This window comes from Achromobacter sp. Root565, assembly GCF_001427425.1.
In the GTDB taxonomy this organism is placed as follows: domain Bacteria; phylum Pseudomonadota; class Gammaproteobacteria; order Burkholderiales; family Burkholderiaceae_B; genus Achromobacter; species Achromobacter spanius_D.
This window is the reverse complement of record NZ_LMGO01000005.1, coordinates 61650-74754: the sequence shown is the minus strand read 5'-3', so window position 1 is coordinate 74754 and position 13105 is coordinate 61650. Positions and strand designations below refer to the sequence as shown.

The 13105-nt window shown below is 66.2% G+C and carries 13 protein-coding genes and 1 tRNA gene; 11 read left to right on the top strand and 3 right to left on the bottom strand.

The features are described from left to right. The first annotated feature begins 54 nt into the window (after positions 1-54). From ASD71_RS16970 to ASD71_RS16940, 7 genes are all read left to right on the top strand, one after another. Positions 55-130: transfer RNA gene (locus tag ASD71_RS16970), tRNA-Val, on the top strand. Positions 131-435: 305 nt separating this feature from the next. Continuing rightward, positions 436-1248: an energy transducer TonB gene (locus tag ASD71_RS16965; protein ID WP_056567197.1), complete on the top strand. Its 813-nt coding sequence runs from the start codon at positions 436-438 to the stop codon at positions 1246-1248. Position 1249: 1 nt separating this feature from the next. After that, positions 1250-2200 carry a MotA/TolQ/ExbB proton channel family protein gene (locus ASD71_RS16960; RefSeq protein WP_056567190.1) on the top strand — a complete coding sequence of 317 codons (951 nt, stop codon included), beginning with the start codon at positions 1250-1252 and terminating at the stop codon, positions 2198-2200. 44 nt (positions 2201-2244) lie between these two features. Next, positions 2245-2874, top strand: a complete 630-nt coding sequence (locus ASD71_RS16955) for an ExbD/TolR family protein (protein ID WP_369818971.1) — start codon at positions 2245-2247, stop codon at positions 2872-2874. Next, positions 2771-3409, top strand: a complete 639-nt coding sequence (locus ASD71_RS16950; RefSeq protein ID WP_369818984.1) for a response regulator transcription factor — start codon at positions 2771-2773, stop codon at positions 3407-3409. The genes ASD71_RS16955 and ASD71_RS16950 overlap by 104 nt, the downstream gene beginning before the upstream one ends. 114 nt (positions 3410-3523) lie before the next feature. Then, positions 3524-4594 (top strand): HAMP domain-containing sensor histidine kinase, encoded by a 1071-nt coding sequence (locus ASD71_RS16945; protein WP_235512238.1) that lies wholly within the window; start codon positions 3524-3526, stop codon positions 4592-4594. Then, the gene (locus ASD71_RS16940; protein ID WP_056567186.1) at positions 4591-6519 is read left to right on the top strand and encodes a potassium transporter Kup; all 1929 of its coding nucleotides are present in this window, start codon (positions 4591-4593) and stop codon (positions 6517-6519) included. Before ASD71_RS16945 ends, ASD71_RS16940 begins: the two co-directional genes overlap by 4 nt. A gap of 97 nt (positions 6520-6616) precedes the next feature. On the opposite strand, the gene argG is transcribed toward ASD71_RS16940, so the two are convergent. Together argG and ASD71_RS16930 are read right to left on the bottom strand one after the other, a co-directional pair. Then, entirely contained in the window at positions 6617-7957 is a 1341-nt protein-coding gene (gene argG / locus ASD71_RS16935) for an argininosuccinate synthase (RefSeq protein WP_056567185.1), read from the bottom strand. A gap of 69 nt (positions 7958-8026) precedes the next feature. Beyond that, positions 8027-8977: a LysR family transcriptional regulator gene (locus ASD71_RS16930; protein ID WP_082578982.1), complete on the bottom strand. Its 951-nt coding sequence runs from the start codon at positions 8975-8977 to the stop codon at positions 8027-8029. Between the two features lie 97 nt (positions 8978-9074). Between ASD71_RS16930 and ASD71_RS16925 the strand changes: the two genes are divergently transcribed. The 4 genes from ASD71_RS16925 to ASD71_RS16910 all read left to right on the top strand — a co-directional run bounded on the left by ASD71_RS16925 (position 9075) and on the right by ASD71_RS16910 (position 12071). Next, the gene (locus tag ASD71_RS16925) at positions 9075-9941 is read left to right on the top strand and encodes an amidohydrolase (RefSeq protein ID WP_200949454.1); all 867 of its coding nucleotides are present in this window, start codon (positions 9075-9077) and stop codon (positions 9939-9941) included. A gap of 71 nt (positions 9942-10012) precedes the next feature. Further along, complete coding sequence (locus ASD71_RS16920; protein WP_056567179.1) at positions 10013-10966, top strand: tripartite tricarboxylate transporter substrate binding protein; 954 nt, start codon at positions 10013-10015, stop codon at positions 10964-10966. Positions 10967-10968: 2 nt separating this feature from the next. Beyond that, positions 10969-11499, top strand: a complete 531-nt coding sequence (locus tag ASD71_RS16915) for a carboxymuconolactone decarboxylase family protein (RefSeq protein WP_056567177.1) — start codon at positions 10969-10971, stop codon at positions 11497-11499. 11 nt (positions 11500-11510) lie between these two features. Further along, positions 11511-12071 (top strand): DUF4286 family protein, encoded by a 561-nt coding sequence (locus ASD71_RS16910; protein ID WP_082578981.1) that lies wholly within the window; start codon positions 11511-11513, stop codon positions 12069-12071. A gap of 90 nt (positions 12072-12161) precedes the next feature. Here the strand turns inward: ASD71_RS16910 and argF are convergent, their stop codons facing one another. Further along, positions 12162-13103 (bottom strand): ornithine carbamoyltransferase, encoded by a 942-nt coding sequence (gene argF / locus ASD71_RS16905; protein ID WP_056569351.1) that lies wholly within the window; start codon positions 13101-13103, stop codon positions 12162-12164. Between the last annotated feature and the right edge of the window lie 2 nt (positions 13104-13105).

The window sequence follows — 13105 nt, the reverse complement described above, 5'->3', positions numbered from 1 at the left end:
ACCCCAAGTTGGCAATTTTCCCGCGCTAATCGCGCCGGGCAGTTGCACTGAAATGGGTGCTTAGCTCAGTTGGTAGAGCGGCGCCTTTACACGGCGTAGGTCACAGGTTCGACCCCTGTAGCACCCACCAGAAGCACACGATTTCCGGTTCGGCAGGCACACCGTGCAAAGGCCCGAATCCGCATGTAACCCGCTCATGGCAACGTGGCGGGTTTTTTGTTTTCTGCGCCAAGCGCCAGCCCTTTTTCGTAAGCGTTTTATTGATCTCGCTTTGATTCCGATCAGTGGTGCTACGCTGTTCCATTCGAAATACAACGTGCGAATCATTCGCATTTGAGATACTATGACGGGCTTGTACCGGTCAGCCCGGCGCCGCGGTCTTGTGCGCGTCAACTTCCTGGCTGGCCGGAAAAGTCAATGCTCCCTGGCTGATTCATGCCTAGTCTTCAACCCGGTTGGAACTCTACTTCGCGGTCTTCTTTTGGTATACGCGCAGGCGCTGGTCTGGCGGTCGTCGCGCTTCATGCAGCGGTGATCGGCGCCATTTTCATGGCGCCGGAAAGCCGTCCTGAATTGGAGGAACCCGAGGCAATCATGGTGAGCGTGGTGGACGCCCCCGTCCCCCAGATCGCCAAAGCCGAACCCACGCCCGAAGTGCCGCAGCCGGTGACCGAGACGCCGCCCGAGCCTGAACCCGAGATCGAGCCCGAACCTGAGCCCGAACCGGAATTGAAGCCCGAGCCGGAACCGGAACCCGAGCCCGAGCCGGTGGTTGAAAAGCCGCCGATGCCGGCGCCCAAGCCGCCTCCGCCCAAACCCAAGCCCAAACCCAAGCCTCAGCCCAAGCAGGACGTCAAACCCGAGCCCAAGCCCGACACGCCGCCGCAGCAGACGCCGCCCAGCGGTGCGCCGGAAGGCACGCAGGCGCCGCAGGGGCCGACGCAGGGACCGCCTCCCGATCAGCCCGTGCTGGTCTCGAGCATCGAGTTCCAGGGCGCGCGTCCGATGCCCAACTATCCGATGGCATCGCGCCGCATGCGGGAAGAGGGCCGAGTCGTGGTGCTGGTGGAAATCAACACCCAGGGCTTGGTCGAGCGCGCCACCATCGACGCTTCGTCGGGCTTTCCGCGCCTGGACGAGTCGGCGCTGGCAGCCGCCCGCAAAGGCCGTTTCAAGCCGTATACCCGTAATGGCGTGGCTTATCCCGCCAAAGCAAAAATTCCGTTCGATTTCGTAATGAGGAACTGAGATGTCCAACGCACTGCATAGCGCCACCCTGGTGGCGCAGGCGACTACCAGCCCGGCAGCAGCGCCGGCTGCCGCCGCCGCGCCCGCAGCCCAGCAAGCCGCCACGACGGGCGGCGGGGTCGCCCAGCAAGCCGCTGGCGCCGTCCAGCAGTCGGCCGACGCGCTGCACAGCGCTGCGGCGGCGATTCCGCCCGCGCCGGCTCCTGTCCCCGACATGGGCTTCCTGCACTTCGTCGCGCAGAGCGACTTCGTGGGCAAGAGCCTGTTCGTCATCCTGATCCTCATGTCGCTCGTGACCTGGTATCTCATCCTGGTCAAGGCGGGCAGCAACGTCAGCATGCGCAAGCGTTCGGCCGATTTCCTGAACAAGTTCTGGAACGCGAGCTCGCTGGAGCAGGTCGAGCACGAAATCAGCACGCACGGCGCGCGCGATCCGTTCTCGCATCTGGCCAGCCACGCCATGCATGCGCAGGCGCACCACAACAAGTTCGGCGCCACCAAGCTGGAAGAGTCGGGCAGCAATTCGGATTTCGTCACGCGCACCATGCGCAAGGTCATCGACGAAGAAACGGCCAAGCTGGAAAACGGCCTGACCGTGCTGGCCTCGGTGGGTTCGACGGCGCCGTTCGTCGGCCTGTTCGGTACGGTCTGGGGCGTGTATCACGCGTTGGTCGGCATCGGCCTGTCCGATGGCGTGACCATCAACCGCATCGCCGGTCCGGTGGGCGAGGCCCTGATCATGACGGGCCTGGGCCTGGCGGTGGCAATTCCGGCGGTGCTGGCGTACAACACGTTCGTGCGCAACAACCGCGTGTACCTGTCGCGCCTGGATGCCTTTGCACATGACCTGTTTGCGTTCCTGACCACTGGCCAGCAAGTCGCGCTGTCCGACGGCAAGGTGCGCGCGCTGCGTCGCCAGAACGGCCACGCGGCTCAACGCGGGAGCGAATAATGGCCTTTGGCAGCTTTGAGGGTAAAGGGTCCGGAAGCCATGCGGTGTCCGAGATCAACATGGTGCCCCTGATCGACGTCATGCTGGTGCTGCTGGTGATCTTCATCATCACGGCGCCGCTGTTGGCGCACTCGATCAAGATCAACATGCCCCAGGTGGCTGCCGAGCAGATCGAGGAAGAACCCAAGACCGTGGACCTGGCGATCGACGCCGCGGGCGCACTGTTCTGGGACGAGAAGCCGGTCAATATCGATGACCTGCCCAATCGCTTCAAGTCGATCGCCGGCACCAAGCCGCAACCCGAGATCCGCATCCGCGCCGATCAGAACACCCGTTACGAAACGCTGGCCAAGGTGATGGCCTCGGCGCGCCGCTCGGGCATGACGCGTATCGGTTTCGTCACGACGCCGCCCTCGGGTGGCGCCGCCGGCCGCGGGAGCGCCCGCCGCCGCGCCGGCTCCGTCCGGCGGGTGAACGAATCCAGGAAGGGGGCGCATTTCGCGCCCCTTTTTTTTTGGATCGCGCTAGAATCGCGGCATGCGAGTTCTGGTAATCGAAGACGACACCACCCTGGGCCATGCGCTCCAGGAATTCCTGGCCGACCAGGGTTATGCGGTCGACTGGCTGACCGAGGGCGACCGGGTTCTGGGCGCGCTGGCGGGCCAGCCGTATGACCTCATGCTGCTCGACCTCAATCTTCCCGGCATGAGCGGCCTGGACGTGCTGCGGCAACTGCGGCAGGACGGCAATCAGGTCCCCGTGCTCATCCTCACCGCCCGCGATGGCATCGAAGACCGCGTTGCCGGTCTGGACGCTGGGGCGGACGACTACGTCACCAAGCCCTTCGAGCTGCCCGAGCTGGCCGCGCGCGTCCGCGCCTTTGGCCGCCGCCGCGCGGGCCAGGCCCAGCCGCTCATCGAAGTCGGCCCGCTGGTGTTCGACACCGTCGGCCGCGAAGTCCGCGCCAACGGCCAGCGCCTGTCGCTGTCGGTGCGTGAACTTTCCGTCCTCGAAATGCTGATGGCCCGCGTGGGCCGCGTCGTGACCAAGCGCCAGATCGTCAATTCCCTGTCCGCCTGGGATGCGGATTTCAGCGAGAACGCCGTCGAAGTCTACGTGTACCGCTTGCGCAAGCGCCTGGAAGGCACGGGCGCCAGCATCCAGACGGTACGTGGCTTTGGCTACATGCTGGATGTGGAAACGGCCTGACGGGCCGGCCGCGGCCGGTGATCGCCGTCCGCGCGTTTTCATCCGCCTCATCGAGGGCTTCGCGCCATGACGCAGGAACGCACTCCCCAACCGTCTCCGGCTGCGCGCCCCCCCATGCTTCCCTCCCGATCGCTTGCCCGGCATCTTGTCATTCGACTGATGCCGCCCATCCTGCTGCTCGTCCTGCTGGACCTGGCGGCAACGTGGGTCATCACCCACAAGATCGACATGTCGCTGTGGATGCTGGAAGACTTCTTCTGGCTGATGGTCGTGGGCCAGGTGGCGCTGATCGCGCTGTTTGCGTGGGTGGTGATGCAGGGCGTGCGGTCCGGGTTGCGGTCGGTGAACCATCTGTCCGAAGAGATCCGGCAACGCTCCATCGACGACATGCAGCCGTTGGAGGTTGCAGGCGTGCCGGTGGAGATCGAGCCGCTGGTCACCCACACCAATGACCTGCTGCTGCGGCTGGACGCGTCGCTGGCCGCTCAGCGGCGCTTCATCGGCCATGCCGCGCATCAGCTTCGAACACCGCTGGCGGGCCTGCGGCTGGAGTCCGAGCTCATGTTGGCGCGTCCCTTGCCGGACGACGTCCGGGCCCGCGCCGAGCGCATCAAGGCTGTCAGCGATCGCATGATCCGGCTAGGCCAGCAGCTACTGGTGCTGGCCCGCGCCGATCCCAACGCTCGTCCGCAGGACAGCTTCGTGCGTATCGACCTGTGCGAGTGGGTGCGGGTGCATGGCGCGGAGTGGTTTCCGCGGGTGCGCGAGGCGCACTACGAACTGGATCTGGCTGCGCCCGAGTCGCCCATCTGGATCGACGCGGACCCCTTGCTGCTCGCGGAACTGCTGGGCAACCTGATCGACAATGCGCTGCGCTATGGCAACCCGACGGGCCGCATCACGCTGATCGTCGGCGCCAATCCGCCCTCGCTGACTGTCGAGGACGACGGTCCCGGCATTCCGCCCGAAGAGCGCGACCGCGTGTTCGAGGCGTTCTACCGGTCGCCCACCGCGACGGCGGGCGGCTCCGGCCTGGGATTGGCCATCGTGCGTGAGATCGCGCACGCGCACGGCGCCTGGTGGAAGCTCACCAGCCGGCCCGATTTTTCTGGAACGCGGCTGTCCGTCGTGTTCCCCGGCCCCCGCAAGGGGGCTCAACTCACTCGCCAAGAACCTGCATCATGAGCCAAGGCACGGTCAGCGCTGCTTCTTTGCCCCCAGGCCATCCCGGCGGCGCACACGCCCCTTCATCGCGCGCGGCGCTGGTCCTGGGCGCCCTGGGCGTGGTCTACGGCGACATCGGCACCAGCCCGCTGTACACGCTGCGCGCCTGCCTGACCGGCCTGAGCGTGCACACCGACCTGGAGCCGGCCCATCTGCTGGGTGTGCTGTCCATCCTGTTCTGGATGCTGATGGTGGTGGTGTCCCTGAAATACGTGATGCTCGTGCTGCGCGCGGACAACCGCGGCGAGGGCGGCACGCTGGCGCTGCTGGAGCTGGCGGTGCGCGCACGCGAAGGCAAGCTGCGCTGGGTGCTGATCGTACTGGGCATCTTCGGCGCGGCATTGTTCTATGGCGACAGCATGATCACGCCGGCGATTTCCGTGCTGTCGGCGCTGGAAGGCATCGGGATCGTGTCGCATACGCTGGACCACTGGGTGGTGCCGATCGCGCTGGTCGTGCTGATCGCGTTGTTTGCGATCCAGTCGCATGGCACGGCCGCCATGGGCAAGCTGTTCGGTCCGGTGATGTTCGTGTGGTTCGCCACGCTGGCCGCGCTGGGCGGCTGGCAGATCTGGCAGACCCCCGAGGTGCTGGCCGCGCTGAACCCGATGTGGGGGCTGCGCTTCATCGTCGAGGCTCCGTGGGTCAGCTTCGTGCTGCTTGGCGCGGTGGTGCTGGCGCTGACCGGCGCCGAGGCGCTGTATGCCGACATGGGCCACTTTGGCCGCCCGGCGATCCGCCGCGCCTGGTTCAGCATGGTGCTGCCGGCGCTGACGCTGTGCTACTTCGGCCAGGGCGCGCTGCTGCTGCGCGACCCCACTGCGATCCGCAATCCGTTTTTCCTGATGGCGCCGGAATGGGGGCTCGCCCCGCTGGTCGCGCTGGCCACCATTGCCACCATCGTGGCGTCGCAGGCCGTGATTTCGGGCGCCTATTCGGTGACGCGCCAGGCGGTGCAGCTCGGCTTCTGGCCGCGCATGCAGATCCTGCATACGTCCGCGATCGAAAAGGGCCAGATCTATCTGCCGCAGGTCAACGCGTTGCTGCTGTGCGCGGTGCTGATCCTGGTGCTGTGGTTCCGCAATTCCGACAACCTGGCAGCCGCGTACGGCTTTGCGGTGACCGGCACGATGTTCACGACCTCGGTGCTGGCATTTGCGGTGCTGCCGCGCGGCAGCAAGGGCATCAAGCGCATGATGTGGTTCCTGGTGCTGGGACTGTTGCTGCTGCTGGATGTACTGCTGTTCTCGGCCAATGTCTTCAAGATCCACGAAGGCGGCTGGCTGCCGCTGGTGGTGGCGATCGTGGTGTTCACGCTGATGATGACGTGGCGCCGGGGCCGGCGCCTCTTGTCCGACATGCAGCAGCGCGACCGCCAGCCGCTCAAGGAATTCATGGAGCAGCTCGAGCAGTATCCGCCGTCGCGCGTGCCGGGCACCGCCATCTTCATGACGATGAATTCGGGCAACGTCCCGCCGGCGCTGCTGCACAACCTGAAGCACAACAAGGTGCTGCACGACCACGTGCTGTTCCTCTCGATCCAGTCGGCCGACGTGCCGTACATCGCGCCGGAAGAACGCTTCGAGGTGAACAAGCTCAGCGCAACGAGCTGGGCCGCCGTCGTCACCTACGGCTTCAAGGAAGATCCGGATGTGCCGGAGGCGCTGCGCCTGATTGCGGAGGCCTATCCTGAGCTGGACCTGGAGCCGATGCGCACGTCGTTCTTTCTGTCGCGCCAGACGGTGGTGGCGGCCAAGAAGCCCGCCTTGTCGCGGTGGCGGCGCGCGGTATTCTCGTTCATGGCGCGCAATTCGACCCGCAGCACCAAGTTCTTCAAGATCCCGGCTAACCGGGTCGTGGAAATGGGCATGCAGGTCGAGCTCTAGACGCCACGCTGGCGGCGTCGCGGCCACGGCGCGCCGCAGCCAGGCGAAAAAAAACCCTCGGTGTGAAAACCGAGGGTTTTTGTTTGGCCTTGAAGAATTACTTCTTCGAGGTCGTGTCCTTCAGTTGGGGCAGCGACGTGCCGCTGGATGCGAGCAGGCCGGTCTTGACGTACGTGAACAGCTTTTCGCGCGTGTCGACGATGTCGAGGTTGCGCATGGTGAGCTGGCCGATGCGGTCCGCCGGCGTGAAGGGGGCGTTTTCCACCTTCTCCATGGACAGGCGCTCGGGCGCGTACGTGAGGTTGGACGACACGGTGTTCAGCAGCGAGTAGTCGTTGCCGCGGCGCAGTTCGATGGTGACTTCGCCGGTGATGGCGCGGGCCACCCAGCGCTGGGCGGTTTCGCGCAGCATGATGGCTTGCGGGTCGAACCAGCGGCCCTGGTACAGCAGACGGCCCAGCTTGCGGCCGTTTTCGCGGTACTGCTCGATGGTGTCTTCGTTGTGGATGCCGGTGACCAGGCGCTCGTAGGCGATGAAGAGCAGGGCCAGGCCCGGGGCTTCGTAGATGCCGCGGCTCTTGGCTTCGATGATGCGGTTTTCGATCTGGTCGCTCATGCCCAGGCCGTGACGGCCGCCGATGCGGTTGGCTTCGAGCAGCAGTTCGACTGGATCGGCGTATTCGACGCCGTTCAGCGCGACGGGCTGGCCTTCTTCGAAGCGCACCGTGACTTCCTCGGCCTTGACGGCGACGTCGTCGCGCCAGAACGCCACGCCCATGATGGGCTTGACGATGCGGATGCCGGAATTCAGTTGTTCCAGGTCCTTGGCTTCGTGCGTGGCGCCGAGCAGGTTGGAGTCGGTGGAGTAGGCCTTTTCAGCCGACATCTTGTAGTCGAAACCGGCCTGGCGCATGTATTCGGACATTTCCGAACGGCCGCCGAGCTCGTCGATGAAGCGCTGGTCGAGCCAGGGCTTGTAGATCTTGAGTTCCGGGTTGGTGAGCAGGCCGTAGCGGTAGAAACGCTCGATGTCGTTGCCCTTGAAGGTGCTGCCGTCGCCCCAGATGTTGACGTTGTCTTCCTTCATGGCGGCCACCAGCATCGTGCCGGTGACGGCGCGGCCGATGGGCGTCGTGTTGAAGTACGTGATGCCGGCGGTCGAGATGTGAAACGCGCCCGATTGCAGGGCGGCGATGCCTTCGGCCACGAGCTGCGCGCGGCAGTCGATCAGGCGGGCGTTTTCGGCGCCGTAGGCCAGGGCCTTGCGGGGAATCTCGTCGTAGTCGGATTCGTCGGGCTGGCCCAGGTTGGCGGTGTAGGCGTAGGGAATGGCGCCGTTGTTGCGCATCCAGAGGAGCGCCGCGCTGGTGTCCAGGCCGCCGGAAAAGGCGATGCCGACTTTCTGGCCGGTGGGCAGGTTCGGGAGGATAGTGGTCATTGTTTGAGGTGAGACGCCAACAGGACTTTGACAGCAACGAGCCGCCAAACAAGAAAATAGCCCGCCATTTTAACTCTTTTGAGGGGGGCTGGCCGCCGGGGTTTCGGCGCGGGGGGCGCCCGGCGCGAACAGCGCCGCAAGCCGCAGGCCGCGGATCAGCTCGCCCGTGGCCGCGGCCAGCCGGGTGGCCGGGCGATGGCGGGCGCTGGCCAGCACCAGGTTGTTGGTGATGGTGGGCGAGCTGATGGCGCACAGGGACAGTTCATGCTCGGCGGCTGGGCCGCGCGCCGCCGAGCGCGGCAGGATGGCATAGGCATCACCCTGCGCGGCCAGTTCCACAATGGTCTGCACGGCGTCGACTTCGGCCGCGACCTTGAGCCGCACGCCCTGCGCACGGCAGACGCTTTCGACAAGGGTGCGGATGGCGTTGGGCAGGCTGGGCAGCACCAGCGGATAGTCGCCCAGCCGCGCGACCGGCACGCGGGCGGGCAGGGGCGGCTGATGGCCCGCCGCGGCCGCCAGAACCAGGTCTTCGCGGAACAGTGACTCGTAGACAAGCTGCGGAGACGGGGCCGGATCGTAGAGCAAGGCCAGGTCCACCCGGCCGGCGAGCAGCCATTCGCGCACCTGGGCGCTCAAGCCTTCAGCCACCGCGATCGACGCGTCCGGAAAATTCTGGCGGAATGCCTGAACCAGCGGCGGCGTGAGCACGCGCGCGATGCGCGGTGGCAGGCCGATCATGACCTTGCCGGTGGGCGTTTCGCGCAGCGTCTGCAGGTCTTCCTTGGCGCGCTCGGCCAACGCCAGCAGGGCGCGGGCGTGCTCGAGAAAGCGCAGGCCCGCTTCCGTGGGCTCGGCGCCGCGCCCGTTGCGGTAGAGCAGGTGCTGGCCCAGCTCCAGTTCCAGCAGCCGCACTTGGCGGCTGAGGGTGGGCTGCGCGACGTCCAGCATTTCGGCGGCGCGCGAGAAGCTGCGGCGTTCGGCCACGCGCACGAAGTATTCGATCTGCTTGAGGTCCATCGGGATATTAGGTTTTTCGATATCAGAAATATACGGTATAGCATTGTTCGCCCACCGGCATTCCGCGACCATGGCGCTTTCCATGCAGGAACTTCCCGTGCCCGATTGCCGTCCGCCGCTTGCCTCGCCCACCCGTCCCCGCCATGCGCTGCCGCCGGGCGCATGCGACGCGCACTGCCACGTCTTCGGACCCGGCGATGTATTTCCGTATGCGGAAGGCCGCTCGTACACGCCGCCGGACGCGTCGTTCGCCAGCATGGCGGCGCTGCATACCCATCTGGGCATCGAGCGCGCCGTTGTGGTGCAGGCCAACTGCCATGGATCGGACCATCGCGCCTTGCTGGACGCGCTGGCGCGTAGCAACGGGCGATATCGCGGCGTGGCGCTCCTGGGCGCGGACGCCACCGCCGCCAGCGTCAAGGCGCTGCATGAAGGCGGCGTGCGGGCCGCGCGTTTCAACTTCGTGCCGCATCTGGGCGGCGCGCCCGAGCCGGCCGTGTTCGACCATGTGGTCAAGCTGATCGCGCCGCTGGGTTGGCACCTTTGCCTGCACGTGGATGGCGCGATGTTGCCCGAACTGCTGCCGCGCCTGATCACGCTGCCGGTGCCGTTCGTGGTGGACCACATGGGCAGGCTGAAGGCGGCCGATGGGTTGGATTCGCCCGCGATGCGCGCCTTGCTCAGCCTGGCGGACGTAGGGCAGGCGTGGATCAAGGTGTCGGGCATCGACCGGATCGCCGCGGGACGCCGCCCTTTTGCGGAAGGCATTCCCTTCGTGCGCGCGCTGGTGGAGGCCATGCCGGACCGCACCCTTTGGGGCACGGATTGGCCGCATCCGAATGTGGCCGGCGACATGCCGGACGACGGCGAACTGGTCGACACATTTTTCGAGGCGTGCCCGGACGCCGGGTTGCGCCAGCGCGTGCTGGTGGACAACCCGGCACGGCTGTACGGATTTCAGTAGCAGGCAATGACCGCGGAACGAGGGCCAGGAAGCCCCCGCCGCTCGCACATCCCCATCAACGAGGAGACAACATGTTCAAGAAAATCATCTCGGCCGCCGTGCTGAGCCTGGCCGCCGCTAGCGCGGCCCATGCCGACGGCCCCGTGCGCCTGATCATTGCATTCCCGCCGGGCGGTCCCGTGGATCTGGTGGGACGCGTGCTGGCCGAGCAACTGGGCAAGGAGCTCAAGCAGAACGTCATCGTCGAGAACAAGGCGGGCGCCAACGGCAACATCGCGGCCGCCTACGTGGCGAAGGCGCCGGCCGACGGCTCGGTGCTGTTTCTGACCAGCGTCGGCGCGGTGGCGATCAGCCCGGCGCTGTACAAGGACCTGCCGTATGACCCCGCGCGCGATTTCGCGCCGGTCTCGCGCGTGGTGAACAACGCCACCGTGTTCGTGGTGAACCCGTCCAATCCGGCGACGGATGCCGCCGACTTCGTGAAGAAGTCGCAGGCCGCGTCGCAGTCGGTGGCCATCGGCTCGTCGGGCATCGGCAGCATTCCGCACCTGACGCTGGAAATGTTCGCCGATTCCAGCAAGGCCAAGGTGCTGCACGTGCCGTACAAGGGCGCGGCCCCCGTCATCAACGACGTGATGGGCAATCAGGTATCCGGTTTCTTCGGCGACGTGCCCGGCTTGATCGGCCACATCCAGGGCGGCAAGCTCAAGCCGTTGGGCTTGGCCGCGCCGACGCGCCATCCGCTGCTGCCCGACGTGAAGACGCTGGCTGAGCAAGGCATCCCGGGCGTCGAGTCCAACAACTGGTATGGCCTGGTCGCGCCCGCGGCCACGCCGGCCGCCACCGTCGACAAGTTGAACCAGGCCGTGCGCGCCGCGCTGGGCAACGAGAACGTCCGCGCCCGCCTGGAAAAGTTCGGCGCCGAGGCCGCGCCCAGCACGCCGCAGGAACTGGGCGCGCTGATCGCCGCCGACCGCGAGAAGTGGACCGCGCTGATCCAGCGCAAGAACATCCGTCCGGAGTAACCATGAGCGCGCGCCGAATCGAACCCGTCGTACCCGGCACCCGCCCGGAACTGGCCGTGCTGGAGGCGCGCATCGCCGCCGCGCGCGGCCGCATCTCGCCGCTGTATCAGGTGCTGTTGAACAGCCCGGCGGTGGTCGAGGGCTGGGAAGCCATGCTGACCGCGATCCGGCAAAAGACGTCGCTGGCGCCGCGGCTGCGCGAGCTGATCATCCTGCGTGTGGCGACGTTGAACAATGCGCCATACGAGTTCGAGGCGCACGTGCCCCACGCGCTGGCGGGCGGCATGCCGCAGGCGGTCATCGACGTGCTGCGCGGCAACCCCGCGCCGGATCAGGTGCAGGGACTGGAACCCGGAGAAGCCGAGGTGCTGGCGCTGACGGATGCGATGACCCGCGACATCGAGGTGCCGGACGCGGTGTTTGCGCCGCTGCGGGAACGCTACGATGATGCGCACCTGGTGGAACTGACGGCAACGGTCGGCGCGTACAACATGGTGTCGCGCTTTCTGGTCGCCTTGCGCGTCGGACATTGAAGGAGAGGGCTGTGCAGGAAACGATGTTGCTGGTGTCGCTGGGCGAACGGTTTGACGAGGCGCGCGCCGGGGATCTGGCCGGACGTCTCGCGGACGGGCTGGCGGATGTGAAGATCAGCGCCTTTGCCGCGCTGGAAGCCGAGGACACCTACGTATACGTGCGCGGGGCCCGCGCATTGCCGGAGATCCAGGCCCGCCTCGCCGAACTGGCGCCCGGCGCGCATGCGCGGGTGCTGCACCTGACGCTGGACCTGCCCGGCGCGTCGGCGGGGCAGGAGTCGCCGTGGCATTACATCGTCGAAACTGACGTGCTGCCCGAAGCCGAGGCCGACCTGAACGCGTGGTATGACCAGGAGCATCTGCCGGGGCTTGCGTCGGTGCCCGGCACGGTGCGCGCGCAGCGCTGGGAATGCCGCGATGAATCGCCGCGCTACCTGGCCTGCTACGACCTGCACACGCAGGAAACCTTTGGCAGCCCGCCGTGGCTGGCCGTGCGCGCAACCGATTGGAGCAGCCGCGTGCGGCCGTCGTTCCGCAACACGCGGCGCACGATGTTCAGGAAGATCCTGTAGCGCCAAGCGTTTTAGAAAGCGGAAAGTCAAAAGCAGAAGGGCCCGGACATCGCAGGATGTCCGGGCCCTTTTCATGCGTACAGGACGGGTTTAGTCGACCTGACCCAGCAGCAGGAATTCCATCAGCGCCTTCTGCACGTGCAGGCGGTTCTCGGCTTCGTCCCAGACCACGCTCTGCGATCCGTCGATGACTTCGCCGGTGACTTCCTCGCCGCGGTGGGCGGGCAGGCAGTGCATGAAGACGGCCTGCGGGTCAGCCGCGGCCATCATTTCGGCGTCCACGCACCAGTCGGCGAATGCCGCGCGGCGCTCTTCGTTTTCGGCCTCGTAGCCCATGCTGGTCCACACGTCGGTGGTGACCAGATGCGCGCCCTTGCAGGCTTGCATCGGGTCCTTGAACTGGCGCAGCACCTTGTCGGACGGCGTGCCGATGCGCGAGGCTTCGAGTTCGTAGCCGGCCGGCGTGGACACATGCAGCGTGAAGCCCAGCATTTCGGCCGCGTGCAGCCAGGTGTAAGCCATGTTGTTGGCATCGCCCACCCAGGCGACCGTCTTGCCGGCGATGGGGCCGCGGTGCTCGATGTAGGTGAAGATATCCGCCAGAATCTGGCAGGGGTGGAATTCGTTGGTCAGGCCGTTGATCACGGGCACGCGCGAATGCGACGCGAAGCGCTCGATGCGGGTCTGCTCGAACGTGCGGATCATGACGATGTCGACCATGCGCGAGATCACGCGCGCGGTGTCCTCGATGGGCTCGGAGCGGCCGAGCTGCGAGTCGTTGGACGTCAGGTTGATGACCGAGCCGCCCATCTGGTACATGCCGGCCTCGAACGACACGCGGGTGCGCGTGCTGGCCTTTTCGAACACCATTGCCAGCGTGCGGTCGTGCAGCGGCATGTGGGGCTCGTAGCGTTTGAACTTTTCCTTGATCAGGCGCGCGCGGTCCAGCACGTAGGCGATCTCGGCGGACGAGAAGTCCTTGAACTGCAGAAAGTGCCGCAGCGGGCCGTTTTGAGTCGTGGGAGGAGTCATGT